Consider the following 15921-nt stretch of genomic DNA (forward strand, 5'->3'; position numbering starts at 1 on the left):
CAACGAATGGATGAGACATTGGACTGGGCGACCGGAAAAATCGTGACTTCCACCGCTACCTACACCTCGATCGAGATCGAGGAGCTGGCCCTCGGAATGGCCGCGGTCCTGAGCGAACACTCGGTGACCGCCGGCGACCGCGTAATGATCAGCGCTGACAACTCCGCCGAGTACGTCGCGGTGCTGCTGGCCCTGATGCACCTGGACACGTCGATCGTGCTGGTCGACCACCGCGAGACGGCGGCTGAACGGCGCAGGACGAGCTCGGTCTCCGGGGCCCGCCTGCTCATCACCGACAGCGCCGACCTCACCGACCTCAGCGACCTCGTCGCCGGCACCGACACGCTGGCGATCCACTCGCTGGCCGAGGAGGCGCGCCGCCGCGAGGTGGGGGCGGAGTTCCTCTCCCTGTCGGCCTGGCACGCCCGCACCGACGCGCTGATCACCTGGTCCTCGGGGTCGACCGGCTCCGCCAAGGGCGTCGTGCGCTCGGGCCGGGCCTTCCTCAACGACCTGCAGCGCACCCGGGAGCGCATGGGCTACCGCCCGGAGGACGTGCTGCTGCCGCTGCTGCCCTTCTCCCACTTCTACGGGCTGACGCTCGCGATCCTGCAGTGGACGGTCGGCTGCTCCCTGGTGATCGCGCCGCGGGACCGGCTCGACCTGGCCGTGCGGCTGGCCGCCATCGCCGGCGTCACGGTGATCGACGCCACGCCGTCGACCTACCACGGCCTGCACGCCCTGGCCCAGCGGAGGCCGGGGACCCTGCGCGAGCTGAGCACCGTGCGCATGTTCTGCACCGGCGGGGCGCCGCTGCCCGCGTCGCTGGCCGAACGGTTCGAGCGCACCTTCAGCCGCCCGCTGCTCGACGGCTACGGCAGCAACGAGGCCGGCAACATCGCCCTGGCCAACCTCGCCAACCCGGTGGCGTGCGGGCGGCCGCTCACCGACGTGGACGTGCGCGTCCTGGGCGCCGACGGGGAGCCGGTGGAGACCGGCAAGGTCGGTGAGATCTTCGTGTCGTCGCCGAGCATGATGGAGGGGTATCTCGCGGCCGACGGCACGATCGTGCCGGTCGAGACGGAGCTGTACCCGACCGACGACCTCGGCTACTGGATGCCGGGCGGCAACCTCGTGGTGATGGGCCGCAAGTACGCCGTCCACCGGATGGGACACAACCTCTACCCCGAGGCCATCCAGCGCAAGGCGGAGTTCTGCGGGCGCCCGGTGAAGGTCGTGGGGGTCGAGGACGAGCGGCAGGGCAGCCAGCTGGTCTTCTTCGTGGAGGACCCGAACGAGGCGTCGGCGGCGCACTGGCGCACCGCCATCTGCTCGCTGCTGCCGTCCTACGAGCACCCCAACAAGGTCGTCGTGCTGCCCGCCCTGCCGGTCAACGGCGCCGGCAAGCCCGACATCAGGCTGCTGCGCAAGCTCGCCGAGAACGCCGTCTACCGGCCCGCCCGATTACGGCCGCACCGGGCCGTGCCGGAGCCCGCGGACGCCGAGCTCCCCGGCGACCTGGCGAAGGTGCCGTTCGCCGAGCGGGTGGCCGGCCTGCGCGCGCTGGCCGACTTCCTGCACACCGACGCCGACGCCGTCATCGAGATCCTCACCGAGATCTCCGACTACAAGTCGGTGGAGATGGAGATCGACGCGGCGCTGCACACGATCGCCGGCGCGGTCGAGGAGGTCGTCCGCAACGGGCCGTCCAAGGTGGACAAGATGGCGGTCTTCATGTCCTCCAACGTGCTGCTGTCGTCCTACGTGCTGTATCTGATGGTGCCGGCGCTGTTCACCGAGAGCATCGTGGTGCGGCCCTCCACCCAGGTAGCCGACCAGACCTGGCGGCTGCACGAGCTGCTGGCGCCGGTGCACGGGATCCCGGTCGAGATGACCTCGCTGAGCCAGCGGAAGTTCCGGGAGGGCCCGGTGAGCGAGGCCGACGTCGTGGTCTTCACCGGCACCTACCAGAACGCCGAGACCATCCGCGCGGACCTGTCGCCGGAGCAGATCTTCATCCTGTTCGGGCAGGGCGCCAACCCGTTCATCCTGACCCCCGGGGCCGACGTCGACCTGGCCTCCGAGGACGCCATCCGCATCCGGATGCTCAACTCCGGGCAGGACTGCTTCGGGCCCGACGTCTTCTTCGTCCCCGAGTCCGACGCCCCCAGGTTCGTCGAGGCGCTCGTCAAGCGGCTGTCGGCGATGACCTTCGGCGAGTACGACGACCCGGAGGCGGACTACGGGCCGATGTGCTACCCGAGCGCGATCGTCGAGGCGGCCGAGTTCCTCCGGGACAACGACAGCCACATCATCTACGGCGGCCAGATCGACTTCCGCACCCGCCAGATCCAGCCGACGGTGCTGCTGCGGTCGGTGAAGGAGAAGATGGCGCTCAGCGAGATCTTCTCCCCCATCTTCAACATCGTCACCTACACCGACCTCAAGCAGGTCTACGAGCGCCTGTCGACGGGCTACTACCAGGACCGGGCCATGGGGGCGATGGTGTACGGCGACGCCGCCGAGCTCGTCGAGCACCTGCGCAAGCGGCACATGGTGGCCGTCGACGAGACCCTGCTGGACATCGACGACGGCAACCAGCCCTTCGGCGGCTTCGGGATCATGGCCAACTACGTCAGCCACCGCAAGGAGCGGACGGCCAAGCCGCTGCTCATCTCCCAGATCGTCGCCGAGTTCGCCTCGGACAAGGCCGAGGCGGTGGGCAGCCGATGACCCTCACCGACAGCGCCGGCTACGCGAGCGCGTGGCACGCGGCCGTCGACTTCCTCCGGGCGAGCGGCGTCGAGACGGTCTTCGGACTGCCCGACGACGACCTCGTCCCGCTGAAGGCGCTCGAACCCACCGACGTCAGGATGGTGCTCTGCCGCGACCAGCGCGCCGCGGCCTTCATGGCGGCCGGTCACGCGCTCAGGTCGGGACAGACCGCGGTGTGCGTCATCGGCAAGGGCCCCGCGGCCGCCAACGTCGTGGGCGGCCTGGTCGAGGCCCGCTGCTCCGGGGCGCCGATGGTCGTGCTGGCCTCCGGCACCTCCGCCAGCGCGCGGGGCTCGGGGGCCTTCCAGGAGCTGGACCAGATGGCGATGCTGTCGCCCGTGGTCAAGTGGGCGCACCGGGTCGACCACCCCGACCGGGTCGTGCCCGCCATCGAGCGCGCCTTCCTGGTCGCCGCCAACGGCGCGCCGGGCCCCGTCTACCTTGAGTTCTCCGCCGACCTGCTGGAGGCCGAGGTGGTCCGCGGCCGTCCGTGGCGGCTGCCGCGGACGCACCGCCCCACGCCGGACGGGCCGGCGCTGGAGACCTCGCTGGCGGCGCTGCGCGCCAGCCGCCGCCCCGTCCTGCTGGTCGGCGGCGGGATGCGGCACCGCAACGCCGACGGCCAGGTGGAGCGGCTCGCCGAACGGCTCGGCGCGGCGATCTTCGTCACCGCGACCGGCCGGGGGAGCGTCGACGAGGACCACCCGCTCTTCTGCGGCCTGGCGGGCCTCTACGCCCCCGAGGAGTCGCATCCGCTGTGGGCCGGGACCGACCTGGTGGTGGCCCTCGGCAGCAGGCTGGAGGAGACGGCCACCTACCGGCCCGGCTTCGCCGGCCCCGGCACCGACGTGCTGCAGGTCAACCTCGAACCGGCCGAGGTGTCGGCCGAATGGGGCGGACCGGTGGTCATCGGCGACGGCGGCGCGGCCGTACGGACCTGGCTGGCAGGTCTCGCCGAGGAGGGCAACGGGGCCGATCCGGAGTGGGCCGACTCCGTGCGGAGCTGCCACAGCCGGTCGGCCGGACGGGTGGCCGCCGAGCGGCGGCGGGTGGCCGAGCTGCCCGGGATCCACATCGCCGAGGTCCTGCACGTCCTCGACGAGGTGCTGCCGGCCAAGCGGATCCTGGTGCAGGAGAACGGCCTGCAGGACATGTGGTCCTACTTCTACCCCTTCTGGAGCTGTGGCGCCTCGGCCGACTCCATCGTGCCCTCGGAGCAGACCAGCCTCGGCTTCGGCGCCGTCGCCGCGGCGGGGGTGAAGCTCGCCGCCCCGGACCACGCGGTGGCCGCCTTCGTCGGGGACGGCGCCTTCGGCAAGCTCGGCGCCGACCTCGACGTCCTGGTCGACGAGGGGATCGGGGTGCTGTACATCGTGCTGGACAACGGCGGCTACGGCTGGCTGCAGGCCCAGCTCGACAAGGGGGGAGCCGGGAGCTCGCGCTTCCGGTTCGTGCGGGAGCCCACCGCGGCCGGTGACGGTCGGCCCGGGCCGTACCACGCGGTCGTGGACGACCGGGTGGGGCTGAAGAAGGAGCTGTGGCAGGCGGCGCAGGAGAGCGCCGCCGGCCGCGTGGCCGTCGTCTGGATACCGGTGCGGCTGGAGGACGTGCCGGCCGACCTCACGGAAATGGAGGGACAGCACTCATGAGAACGTACGGACAGCGGCGTGTCGTCATCACGGGACAGGGCGTCATCTCGCCGGTCGGGCTGAGCGTCCAGAACTTCTGGGACGCGCTGCTGGCGGGCCGGAGCGGCGTGGGGCCGATCACCTCCTTCGACACGACCGACCTCCCGGTGAAGATCGCCGGAGAGGTGACCGGGTTCGACCCCCTGGAGTACATGCCCCGCACGGTCAGCCGCAGGATCGACAAGTACGCCCAGTTCGCCGTCGCGGCGGCGATGCAGGCGATCGAGGACTCCAAGCTGGTCATCGACGACGCCAACACCCACCGGGTCGGGGTGCTCATCGGCTCCGGGTACGGTCCCACCGCGCTGGTGCAGTCCGGCACGCTGACGCTCGACGAGCGCGGCCACCGCGCCCTGGCGCCGTGGCTGTCGGCGGCCACCTCGATCGACTGCGCCGCCGGTGAGATCGCCCTCAAGGTGGGCGCCACCGGACCCTCCGGCGCGGTGAGCACGGCCTGCGCGTCGGGGACCTCGGCGGTGGGGGAGGCGATGCGGATGATCCAGCGCGGTGACGTGGACGCGGTCATCGCCGGCGGCGCCGACAACTCCATCACCTCCTTCGACATCGGCTCGACCGCGATGTCCAGGGCGCTGTCGCGCCGCAACGACGACCCGCAGCGGGCCAGCCGTCCCTTCGACAAGGACCGGGACGGGTTCGTCATGGCCGCCGGCGCCGGGGTCCTGGTGCTGGAGGACGCCCGCTCCGCCGAGCGCCGCGGCGCCCCGATCCTCGCCGAGGTCGTGGGGTACGGGGCGACCAGCGACGCCTACCACCCGACCGCGCCGCACCCGGAGGGGCTCGGCGCCCGCCGGGCCATGCAGCTCGCGCTGGACGACGCCAGCGTGGCCGCCTCCGAGATCGACCACATCAACGCGCACGGCACCAGCACCGTGCTCAACGACCGGACCGAGGCCGCCGCCATCCGCAGGGTGTTCGGCGACCACGCCCCCAACATCCCCATCACCGGGGTGAAGTCCATGACAGGGCACATGATCGGTGCGGCCGGCGCCGTCGAGCTCATCGCGACGGTGCAGGCCCTGCTCACCGGCATCGTGCCGCCGACCATCAACTGCGACGACCCCGAGGACGCCGGGCTGAACTTCGTGCCGCACCGGCCGCAGGAGCACGACGTCAGGGTGGCGATGAGCAACTCGTTCGGCTTCGCCGGGCACAACGCGACCCTCGTCGTGCGGCGTTTCGAGCACTGACCCGGACCATCCGCCCGCACCGCAACCGCATCACCGACCAGATCACAACGTAACGGCAACCATGCCGCCCGGACGGCGGCGACAACCGAGGAGAACGAGATGAGCAAGGAACGACTTCTGGCAGAGCTGGCCGAGATCGTCAACGAGGTCGTCGGCCTGCCGGTCAACGAGGTGCAGCTCGACCGGCACCTCCGCGACGACCTGGACATCGACTCGCTGTCGATGGTGGAGATTATGGTCGCCGTCGAGGAGAAGTTCGGCGTGGCCACCCCCGACGAGATCGCCGGCGAGCTGGAGACCGTCGCAGCCGTCATCGACCACATCGAGCGCAACAGCTCGGTGGGCGTGGCCTGAGCCGGTCGTGGCGGGGACGGCCGCTCCGGCCGTCCCCGCTCCGCGGTCCCCCCCCGATCACTTCAAGGAGGTTGCGCACGTGAGCAGCACGGTTGACCACGAGCGGTCGGCGACCCTGTTCTGGGAGCTGGAGCCGGTCGTGGCCGAGAACATGGAACGCCACCTGGCGGTGGTGCGGGACTGGAATCCACACGACTACGTGCCCTGGAGCCAGGGGCGCGACTTCGCCCTGCTCGGCGGCGAGGACTGGCGGCCGGAGGACACCCGGATCGACCCGGCGGCCCGGGCCTCGCTGATCGTGAATCTGCTGACCGAGGACAACCTGCCCGCCTACCACCACAACCTCATGACCGCCCTCGGGTCGGGCGGCGCGTGGGGTGAGTGGGTCTACCGCTGGACGGCCGAGGAGGCCCGGCACGCCATCACCCTGCGCGACTATCTGGTGGTGACCCGGGCGGTCGATCCGGTGGACCTGGAGCGGCGCCGTATGCAGTTCACGTCCTCGGGCGGCGCCGGCGAGCCGGTGGAACTGCTGCCGAACGTGGTCTACACCGCCTTCCAGGAGCTCGCCACGCGCCTGTCGCACCGCAACACCGGCTCGGCCACGGGCTGCCCGATCGGCGAGCAGCTCCTGGCCCGCATCGCCGCCGACGAGAACCTGCACATGCTCTTCTACCGGAATCTGGTCGGCTCGGCGCTGGAGCTGGCGCCCGACGAGACGATGGAGGCGATCCGGGACGTGGTGATGAACTTCGAGATGCCCGGCGCCGGCCAGGCCGGCTTCCGGCGCTTCGCCATGATGATCGCCAATGCCGGGATCTACGACCTGCGGCTCCACCACGACAAGGTCATCATGCCCATCCTGCGGCACTGGCAGATCTTCGAACGCGCGGACTTCACCGCCCGGGGCGAGGCCGCCCGGGAGGACCTGGCGACCTTCCTGCACAAGCTCGACGCCCAGGCCAGCCGGTTCACCGAGCGCCGCGCGGAGCGGAGCGCCGCGGCCAGGAGATAGCGGCGGCGCTCCGCCCGGCTCATCCCGCCTTGACGAGCGCGACGCGGCTGGAGACGTTCAGCTTCCGGTAGATGTTGGTCAGGTGCAGCTCGACGGTCCGTTGCGAGACGAACAGCAGCTGCGCGATCTCCCTGTTCTTCCTGCCGTCCACCACGAGCTGGGCGACCCGCTTCTCGGCGGGGGTCAGGGCCGCCCACCCGGTCTGCGCGCGCCTGCGAGGGCGCGCGCCGTACCGGACCAGCTCGGCGTGGGCGTGGTCGGCGAGCGCGGTGCCGCCGCAGCGCTGGGCGAGGTCCAGCCCCCGGCGCAGCATGTCGCGGGCCTCGCCCTCCTGGTCGGCCTCCGCGAGCGCGGTCCCCAGCTCGACCACCGCACGGCCGAGCTCCAGCGCCGCGGGGGACTTCTCCAGGATCTGGACGGCATCACGCAGGATGGTCACCCGCTTGCGGGGATCGGGGGTGAGCAGGGCCAGGGTCCTGAGGCTGCCGCCCAGGGACCGTCCGGCCGGCCAGGCCCGCGCGGCGACGACCTGCTCCCGTGCGATCGTCCGTGCCCGGGACCCGTCGCCGAGCCGGTCGAGGGCGAGCGCCGCGGCCGAGCGCCACATGCTCACCGCCGGGTTGGCCACCCCCCACCGGGCCAGGCGCTCGCCGCAGGCGAGGAGGTCCTCGACGCCCGCCCGGAGGTCGCCGCAGGCGATCCGGAGGCGTCCGCGGCTGTCCAGCAGGTGGTTGTGGCGCCAGGTGCCGGGCGGCTCGTGGGGGAGCCCGGCCTGGCGCAGCAGGTCGGCGGCCTCCTCGTGCTCTCCCCGTTCCAGGAGCACGTCGACCAGCGTGGCGAGATGGTGGAAGAGCACGGGCTCCGGCAGGCCGTCGGCGACGGCGGCGACGGCGGCCCGCGCGGCCACCTCCGCCTGCGCGACGTCCCCCCGGCGCAGCGCGACGTGTGATCTCAGCACCGCGAGTTCGGGGACCTGTACGGCGGGCAGGTGCTGTTCGGCGTCGAGGAGCTGCCGCTCCACGGTGTCGAGACGGTCGGCGTACACCAGCGGCAGCAGGGAGAAGCTGGTCACCAGGGAGCCGGCGCCGATCAACCGGCCGGTCGCCGGCGTCGTCTCGGCCTCCCTGATCGAACGTTCGAGGTCCTCGCCGCGCCAGGCCAGCCGGGTGGCCAGCGCCGCCCGGGCCCCGCTGTCGGTGGCGCTCGTGGCGGGGCTCCACTCCTGCCCCGCCGGGCCGGCGTGCAGCGTCTCCAGGATCATCCGGTATCCCCGCAGCCGCCGGCTGAGGGTCGGATCCTGGCCGTCGAGCAGGCCGACATGCTCGTCGAGCACGGAGATCGCGCCGTCGAGATCCCCCAGGGCGGCCGTGGCGAGGGCGAGGTGCTGCCCGATGAGGGCGTGCTCGGCCGAAGTCCTGACGCCGGTGCTGGCGTGCCGCAGATGCCGGATCGACGCGCGGGCGTCGTAACCGCCGAGGGCGACGCCCAGCTGCAGCGTCAGCTTCGCCCGGTGGACGGGTGACAGCGAGCTCTGGATCGCCCGCTGCAGGCACGCCGTGGACTGTTCGAGGTCCCCCGTCGAGGCCAGCCGCACGGCGACGTCGCAGAGCAGGTCGGTGATCTCCGGGTCGGTGGTGGGGGCGGCGGCGAGCAGGTGGCGGCCTATCAGCGAGGCGTCGCCGTTACGCGCGGCCAGGACTTTTGCGGCCGTCAGATGGTGCCGGCTCCGCTCACCGGCGCGCATGCAGCGGTAGAGCGCGGTCCGCACGATCGGGTGGACGAAGGCGACGGTGCCCCCCGCGCGCAGCAGGCCCAGCTCGGTGAGGGACTGGATCGTGTCGGCGCACACCGAGCCCTCGAAGCCGCACAGCTCCCTGACGAGGGTCGGGCGGGCGCCGCCGCCGAGGACGGCGAGGACTTTGGCGACATCCAGCGAGTGGGTCGAATGGCGGGCGAGCCTGTCCGAGATGTACTGGGCGGTCCGCGGCGGGGCCAGGCCGGGCAGCAGGCCGGCCGACTCCTCGTCCATCGCGACGCCCTCGGCGTCGAGCAGCCGGGCCAGGTCATGGGTGAAACGCGGGTTGCCGCCGGTGAGCTGCCGGCACAGGGCCGCGAACTGCGGGCTGGGCGGCGTCTGCCGGTAGCTCTCCAGGAGCCGTTCGACGTCCTCCTGCCCGAGCGGGCTCAGGTGGATCTCGGTGCGGTTGAGCGTGTTGCGGAGATCGTCGTAGGACTCCCGCGACGCCGGGCGCTCGCCGGTGGACACCGACACCACCAGCAGGAGTGGGATCCCCGACAGCCTGCGTGCCAGGTGCGCCAGCCAGCCGAGCGACAGGTGGTCGATGCGGTGCACGTCGTCGACGACGAGCGCCAGCGGGCCCTCGCCGGTGAGGTGGCGGACATGCTCGTGGAGCCCGGCGAACAGCTCCTCCGGCCCGGAGCCGGGGACGGCGGGCGGCGCGCTGACGCGTCCGGGTTCGAGGAGCTCCCGGACGGCGCCGAGCGGCTGCTGGGGGTGCTGATGGCCGCCGGAGGTGAAAAGGACGCGGACCCCGTGCCGCCGGGTGGCCTCCACCACGTAGTTGAGCAGGGCGGTCTTCCCCGCCCCGGCCCCGCCTTCCACGATCACGAGGGCGGAGCGGTTCTCCGCGAGGTCACCGATGAGCCCGTCGATGAGTGTGGTCTCATGCCGGCGGCCGACTAACGGGTATGGATCGTTTCCGTGCACATCATCCCCATCTCATCGGGTGAAGTAGCTGCACATGCCGTAAGTATCGTGATTGTCGATAGAGAATCACTCAAAGCAGGTTCAGCGAGATGTGACGGCTTGGTTCCGGCGGCGGCGACAGGGCTCCGGCGGCGGCGACGGGGTTCCGGCGGCCGTGGTGGGGCTCCCGCGGCCGCGCGGGGCGCGGCCGCGGAAGTTCCGTGTCGCGCGCCCCGGCGGTGCGCGACACGGAACGGCTCTCCGCGGCGGACGCCGTGGGTCAGCGTTCGGCCAGATACCGCCGGCCCAGGGCGCGCAGCCGCTCGTGGGCCGACTCGTAGACGCCGGCCCCGCCGAGATACGCCTTGGGGATCTTGGCGAGCATCGTGTAGTTGGTGTCGCAGACGTTGCCGACCGGCGCCTCGCCGATCTGGCTGACCAGCTGGTAGGCGTCCAGGGTGTCCAGGCCGGTGAGGTCGGCGGCCCAGGTGACGAGGTCGTGCTGGCTGATCCGGAAGGCGTCCTCCAGCGGGCGGGCCGAGCCGGTCGACATCAGGTGGGCGTCGTCCTCCAGGCGCGGCCAGGGGGTGCTCACACCCTTGATCAGCTCCACCGCGACCACGGTGTTCATCGCCGCCTCGACGGCCGTGCCGCAGACCTCGCCGTGTCCCTGGCGGGCGTGCCCGTCGCCCACCGCGAACAGCCCGCCCTCGACGTTGACGCCGAGGTAGACGGTCACCCCGGCGCGCAGTTCGGGGGTGTCCATGTTGCCGCCGTGGGCGTCCGGGGTGATCGTCATCCGGGCCTCGGACGCCGCGGGCGCGACGCCGACCGTGCCGTGCATCGGGTCCAGCGGGAGCTCCACCGTGAAGTCGCCCCTGCGGGCGTGGTAGCGGGCCACGCCCGCCTTCACGTCGATGTCGTAGCGCCACACGACCTCCTCCAGGGGAGGGGTGAGCATGGCCGTGGCGTGCGTGCCGGTCAGCGCGCCGAAGTGCGGGAAGGTGGCCGACACCGCCCAGTCCCTGGCGGGCTCGATGGAGACGAAGTGCAGCGCGAGCGTGTCGCCGGGCTCGGCCCCCTCGACGTGGAAGGGCCCGGTGACCGGGTTCAGGTAGGGGAAGTCGCAGACGCGCGAGGGCAGGTCGTCGACTGAGCGGACCCGGCCGCCGAAGCAGTCCTCGGTGTACATCTCGACGATCGTGCCGGGCTTGATCCGGCCGACGGCCGGACGTCCGCCGAAGGTGTAGCTCAGCTCCTCGGGGGCGGGCCGGTAGGAGACGATGTTCATCGCGCACCCGCCCGGCTGAGGTTCGTCACCGAGTTGAGCAGGGAAGAGGTGAAACCCTCCTCGACCTCGAGAAAAATTTCGAACATGTGATCTGTCCTTGCGTGGTCGGATCGGTGGGGCGGGGGCCGGCACGTCCCGGCGGAGCCGGGCGCGGTGGCTATCGGGTGGACTTCTCGTGCGTCTCGCCCAGGGCGGCCAGCAGGGGACGGCGGCCGTAGGCGTAGAAGGTGGCGAGCACGAGCGCGCCGACGCCGAGCCAGATGAGCCCCAGGACCTGGGCCGCGATGTTGGCGTTGATCACCACGTAGACCAGGATCGCGAAGCCGATCACGGGGGCGATCAGGTGCCGCCACCAGTCGCGGCTGCCGCGCCGGACGACGTAGTGGACGACCACCGAGATGTGCAGCGCGAGGAAGGCGGTCATCGCGCCGAAGTTGACCAGGCTGCTGATCAGCGGGATGCCGTCCTCACGGGTGGTCAGGTAGAGCCCGACGGCCAGGGAGATGACGGCCACCAGCAGGGTGGCGTTGACCGGCACCTTGTGCTTGGGGTGGACCTTGGCCAGGAAGGGGGGCAGCTGGCGGTCGCGGGCCATGGCGTACAGCAGGCGCGAGGTGGCGGCCTGGGCGACCAGGGAGTTGGCGAAGCCCCAGGCGACGGCGGTGGCGACGGCGGTCAGGACGCTGAGCCAGTGGCCTCCGGCGAACTCGGCCATGTCGTAGAACGCGGTGCCCGCCGGGTCGCCCTTGGTCAGCAGCTCGGCCCGGTTGGGGGTGAGCAGCGCGCCCACCCAGGTCTGCACGATGAACAGCGCGCCGGCCAGGCCCAGCGCCGCGACCATCGACCTGCCGATCTTCCGGCTGTCGACCTTGCTCTCCTCGGCCAGCATGGAGATGCCGTCGAAGCCGAGGAAGGACAGCACCGCGACGGAGACCGCGCCGAAGACCAGCGGCCAGGAGAAGGTCTCGGAGTCGAACAGCGGGGTCAGCGCCCCCGCCTGGGCCTTGCCCATGGCCAGCGCGCCCAGGCCGATGACCAGGAAGATCGCCAGCACGATGAGCTCGCCGATCAGCATGATCTTGGTGATCCGCGCGGTCATCTGGATGCCCGCGTAGTTGACGGCCGTGTTGAGGACCACGAACACGATCAGCCACCCCCAGATCGGGACGGCGGGCACGAACGAGGCCATCGCCGCGCTCGCGATGAGGTAGAGCAGCGCGGGCACCAGCACGTAGTCGAGCAGGATCACCCATCCGGCCAGGAAGCCGATGGGGGGAGTGATGCCCCGGCCCGCGTAGGTGTAGACCGAGCCGGCCATCGGGAAGGCCTTGGCCATCTGCGCGTAGGACAGCGCGGTGAAGGCCATCGCGACCATGCCGATGACGTAGGCGAGCGCGACCATGCCGCCGGAGGCCTGGAAGACCCCGCCGAAGATGCCGAACGGCGCGATCGGGACCATGAAGATCAGGCCGTAGACGAGCAGGTCGGTGAAGCTCAGGGACCTGCGGAGTTCCTGCTGGTAGCCGAACTGCTCCAGGGAGGGGTCAGGGCTCATGGGACGGCTCCTATACGTGGGTGCAGCCGTAACGATAGGACTTTTCCTTGAAAAGGAAAAGATTTCAGACGGAAGCTTTTAGCGGACGATGTCGAAGTCCAGGCCGTCGGCCCGGCCGATGTGCGCGCGCCGCCGCACCCCCCCGCCCTGGAGCGTCAGCCGTCCCCGCGCGGTGACGATCGAGGTGCCGTCGGCGATCGTGTCCACCGCGGGCACCGCGAGCGTCCCGGCCCGCGAGCCGAGCGCGGCGAGCATCAGCACCGCCTCGTAGCATCCCTGGCCGTGCCCGTTGAGCAGCGGGGCGTCGGGGCCGAAGCGGCGGACGTAGCGTTCGCCGAGACTCAGGCTGTCGTCGGTGACCAGGCTCGCGAAGTAGCCCATCGCCCCGTAGAGCTCGCCGGTGGCGTCACCGCCGATGCCCAGCAGGCCGTGCTCCTCCAGCGCTCCGCACAGCCGCGGGTGCGGCAGCCCGGCCGAGGTGAAGGCCCGGTTGAAGGCGACGAGATCGCTGCCGATCAGGCTGAGCAGCACGGCGTCAGCCCGGCTGGCGGTCAGCTCCTCCAGGACCGGCGCGAAATCCCGCATGCCGTACGGCACGTACCGCTCGCCGGCGACCACGACGTTGCGGGCGGCGAGATGGAGGCGGGCCGCCTCGTGGACCAGGCGCGGCCAGACGTAGTCGTTGCCGAGCAGGAACCACCTGCGGGCCCGGCGCCGGTCGATCAGCCAGTCGAGGCCCGGCCTGAGCTGGCGGTCGGGGGTCTCGCCCAGGAAGTAGACTCCGGGCGCGTGGCCGCCCCCCTCGTACGGCGGGGCGTAGACGAACGGCACCCGCCCGGCCAGCGCCCGGACCACGGCGATCCGCACGTCGCTGCCGCAGGTGCCGACCACCGCCTCGATCGCCCCGGTGGCCGCCAGCCTCCCGACCTCGGCGGCCACCTGCGCGGCGGGTCCGCCGCCGTCGATCAGGACCAGCTCGACCGGCCTGCCCAGCATCCCACCCACGAGATTGACCTCGTCGGTGGCGAGGATCGCGCAGTTGATCGCGCACGGTCCCACCAGGCCGAGGACGCCGGAGACGGGCACCACGAGGCCGACGCGCAGGGCGCGGCTCCGGATGAGCTCGGCTTCCAGAGGTTGGATGACGGGTGTGATGGCTTCTGCCACGTAGCCGAGTATCCTCCTGAAAGGAGGGTCTTGGCAGGCCCGTTACTTAGCCGGGATGCAGACGGGAGCTTCACGTGGTGACGACCGGACTGGGATCCTCGCTCGCCTACCTGCTCAGCCGGGCCGAGCGCAGCGTCAACCGCGGCCTGGCCGCCGCGGTGACCGCCGAGGACGTCACGGTCGAGCAGTGGCGCATCCTGCGCGCGCTGGCCGACGGCCGTGGGCACTCGATGGGCGACCTGGCCGAGGCCGTGCTGATGCCGCATCCGACGCTGACCAAGGCGATCGACCGGCTCATCGACCGCTCGCTCGTCTACCGGGGGCACGACCCGGTCGACCGGCGCAGGGTCGCGGTCTTCCTCGCCGACCGGGGAGCCGAGCTGCTCGCCCGGGTGGAGGGCGGGGTGGCCGGCCACCACCGGGTGATCGAGGCCGCCTACGGCACCGAGCGGACCGAGCAGCTCATGCGTGACCTGGAAGGGCTCGTCAGGGCCCTGGACGAGCCCTCCCGGCCGGTCGAGCGGAACCTGAGCGGTCCCGCCCGTTCCTGATGTGGCCGTACGTCCGTCCCGCCCGCCGGTGACAGCGTGCTGCGTTCATGCCGCCCGTCCATGACGGGGCCTTCCGTTCCCGCCGCCCGTCGGTGACCTGGCCGTACGTTAACATCGCCCGGCTGTGACGGCGTCCTCCGTTCCCGCCGCGGCCGGAGCGCGTGCGGCGGGTGGCGCCCGCGGCGGGCGAGGCCCGATCCCCGGGCGGGGACCGGGCCGTCCCGTCAGGGGTAGAGCCCCCGCATCCGGTGGGCCTCGGCGACCCTGCCCACGCCGATGGCGTGGGCGGCCTGGCGCAGGCTGATCCCGCGCTCGGCGGACATCGCCGCGACCGCGTCGAAGGAGCTCTCCATCAGCTCGCGGAGCTTGGCGTCGACCTCACCCGCGCTCCAGGAGCAGGCCTGCAGGTTCTGCACCCACTCCAGGTAGGAGACGATCACACCGCCCGCGTTGGCCAGGATGTCGGGGACCACCGTGGTCCCCGCGTCGGCCAGGATCCGGTCCGCCTCCGGGGTGGTGGGGCCGTTGGCGCCCTCCACGATCAGGCGGGCCCTGACCCTGGGCGCGTTCTCCGCGGTGATCGCGCCCTCCAGCGCGGCCGGGACGAGCACGTCCACGTCGAGCTCCAGCAGCTCCTCGTGGGACAGGGCGTCGGCGTGGCGGTAGCCGTACACGCCCCCCGTCTCCCGCACCCACGCCTGCAGGTCCTCGACGTTCAGGCCGGAGCGGTCGACCACCGCGCCGGTGGCGTCGGAGACCGCGACCACGCGGCAGCCGGCGTCGGCGAGGAGGCGCGCGGCCGGCCCGCCGACCTTGCCGAAGCCCTGGACCGCGACGGTGCGGCCCTCGGGGGAGCCCGTCAGGGCCTTGAGCGTGGCGATCTGCACGCCGCGGGAGGTGGCTCCGGCCCGCCCCAGGGAGCCGCCGAGGGTCGTGGGCTTGCCGGTCACCACACCGGGCACCGGATAGCCCGCGTTCACCGAGTAGGTGTCCATGATCCAGGCCATGGTCTGCTCGTCGGTGCCGACGTCGGGGGCCGGGATGTCCCGGTCCGGGCCGATGATCGGCAGGATCTCGTTGACGTAGCGGCGGGTGACCCGTTCGAGCTCCCGCGTGGACAGCGAGGCGGGGTCCACCGAGACGCCGCCCTTGGCGCCGCCGTACGGGATGCCGACCAGCGCGCACTTCCAGGTCATCCACATGGCCAGCGCGGTGACCTCGTGGAGGTCGGTGGAGGGGTGGAAGCGGATCCCGCCCTTGGCGGGGCCGCGGGTGGTGTTGTGCTGGACCCGGAAGCCCTGCACGACGTCCATCCGGCCGTCCTCGCGGCGGACGGGCACCGAGACGGTGAGGGAGCGGCGGGGGGTGGCCAGCATCGTGCGCAGGCCGTCGTCCAGGTGGAGCCGGTCGGCCGCCTGGTCGAGGTGGAACAGCGCGGAGTCGAGGGCCTGCCGGCCGGGGCTGATGAGGGTGGCGGCTGCCGGCGTCGTTGACGGCACCATGAGGGACATGAAGGAGAGCCTCCATACGGTGAGCGGAGCGCCGTTGCCCCGCTCAGGGCGGTTTGTGATGATCACACTAGTTGCGGGGTTTTGGCCCGCCAATCGGGG

At 71.8% G+C, this 15921-nt stretch carries 11 protein-coding genes; 6 read left to right on the top strand and 5 right to left on the bottom strand.

What is annotated here, in order from left to right:
- The first annotated feature begins 42 nt into the window (after positions 1–42).
- The 5 genes from ACZ6R6_RS01885 (at position 43) to ACZ6R6_RS01905 (ending at position 7040) form a co-directional block, all read left to right on the top strand.
- Positions 43–2733 carry an aldehyde dehydrogenase family protein gene (locus ACZ6R6_RS01885; RefSeq protein ID WP_470089361.1) on the top strand — a complete coding sequence of 897 codons (2691 nt, stop codon included), beginning with the start codon at positions 43–45 and terminating at the stop codon, positions 2731–2733.
- On the top strand, positions 2730–4424 hold the full coding sequence (locus tag ACZ6R6_RS01890; protein WP_470089363.1) for a thiamine pyrophosphate-binding protein: 1695 nt from the start codon (positions 2730–2732) through the stop codon (positions 4422–4424). The genes ACZ6R6_RS01885 and ACZ6R6_RS01890 overlap by 4 nt, the downstream gene beginning before the upstream one ends.
- Entirely contained in the window at positions 4421–5671 is a 1251-nt protein-coding gene (gene fabF / locus ACZ6R6_RS01895) for a beta-ketoacyl-ACP synthase II (RefSeq protein WP_470089365.1), read from the top strand. Before ACZ6R6_RS01890 ends, fabF begins: the two co-directional genes overlap by 4 nt.
- 99 nt (positions 5672–5770) lie before the next feature.
- Entirely contained in the window at positions 5771–6025 is a 255-nt protein-coding gene (locus tag ACZ6R6_RS01900) for an acyl carrier protein (RefSeq protein ID WP_306857180.1), read from the top strand.
- Between the two features lie 79 nt (positions 6026–6104).
- Positions 6105–7040 (top strand): acyl-ACP desaturase, encoded by a 936-nt coding sequence (locus tag ACZ6R6_RS01905; RefSeq protein ID WP_470089367.1) that lies wholly within the window; start codon positions 6105–6107, stop codon positions 7038–7040.
- Between the two features lie 19 nt (positions 7041–7059).
- Here the strand turns inward: ACZ6R6_RS01905 and ACZ6R6_RS01910 are convergent, their stop codons facing one another.
- The 4 genes from ACZ6R6_RS01910 to ACZ6R6_RS01925 form a co-directional block, all read right to left on the bottom strand.
- Positions 7060–9768, bottom strand: a complete 2709-nt coding sequence (locus ACZ6R6_RS01910; protein WP_470089369.1) for an ATP-binding protein — start codon at positions 9766–9768, stop codon at positions 7060–7062.
- A gap of 259 nt (positions 9769–10027) precedes the next feature.
- Positions 10028–11038, bottom strand: coding sequence for an acetamidase/formamidase family protein (locus ACZ6R6_RS01915; protein ID WP_470089371.1), 1011 nt, complete (start codon positions 11036–11038; stop codon positions 10028–10030).
- A 157-nt stretch (positions 11039–11195) separates the two neighbouring features.
- Complete coding sequence (locus ACZ6R6_RS01920) at positions 11196–12593, bottom strand: APC family permease (RefSeq protein WP_470089372.1); 1398 nt, start codon at positions 12591–12593, stop codon at positions 11196–11198.
- A gap of 78 nt (positions 12594–12671) precedes the next feature.
- Positions 12672–13760, bottom strand: a complete 1089-nt coding sequence (locus ACZ6R6_RS01925) for a substrate-binding domain-containing protein (RefSeq protein ID WP_470089374.1) — start codon at positions 13758–13760, stop codon at positions 12672–12674.
- A 74-nt stretch (positions 13761–13834) separates the two neighbouring features.
- On the opposite strand from ACZ6R6_RS01925, the gene ACZ6R6_RS01930 reads away from it, so the two are divergent.
- Positions 13835–14311, top strand: a complete 477-nt coding sequence (locus ACZ6R6_RS01930) for a MarR family winged helix-turn-helix transcriptional regulator (protein ID WP_470089375.1) — start codon at positions 13835–13837, stop codon at positions 14309–14311.
- Between the two features lie 224 nt (positions 14312–14535).
- Here ACZ6R6_RS01930 and ACZ6R6_RS01935 read toward each other — a convergent pair whose 3' ends face one another.
- Positions 14536–15822: a Glu/Leu/Phe/Val family dehydrogenase gene (locus ACZ6R6_RS01935; protein ID WP_470089376.1), complete on the bottom strand. Its 1287-nt coding sequence runs from the start codon at positions 15820–15822 to the stop codon at positions 14536–14538.
- Positions 15823–15921: the final 99 nt, after the last annotated feature.

The sequence above is a fragment of the Streptosporangium sp. NPDC048886 genome, assembly GCF_055586905.1.

What these genes read in the sequence shown, in the direction of transcription:
- ACZ6R6_RS01890 (WP_470089363.1), top strand. Translation starts at nt 2,730, where the DNA reads ATGACCCTCACCGACAGCGCCGGCTACGCGAGCGCGTGGCACGCGGCC.
- fabF (WP_470089365.1), top strand. Translation starts at nt 4,421, where the DNA reads ATGAGAACGTACGGACAGCGGCGTGTCGTCATCACGGGACAGGGCGTC.
- ACZ6R6_RS01900 (WP_306857180.1), top strand. Translation starts at nt 5,771, where the DNA reads ATGAGCAAGGAACGACTTCTGGCAGAGCTGGCCGAGATCGTCAACGAG.
- ACZ6R6_RS01915 (WP_470089371.1), bottom strand. Translation starts at nt 11,038, where the DNA reads ATGAACATCGTCTCCTACCGGCCCGCCCCCGAGGAGCTGAGCTACACC.
- ACZ6R6_RS01920 (WP_470089372.1), bottom strand. Translation starts at nt 12,593, where the DNA reads ATGAGCCCTGACCCCTCCCTGGAGCAGTTCGGCTACCAGCAGGAACTC.
- ACZ6R6_RS01935 (WP_470089376.1), bottom strand. Translation starts at nt 15,822, where the DNA reads ATGTCCCTCATGGTGCCGTCAACGACGCCGGCAGCCGCCACCCTCATC.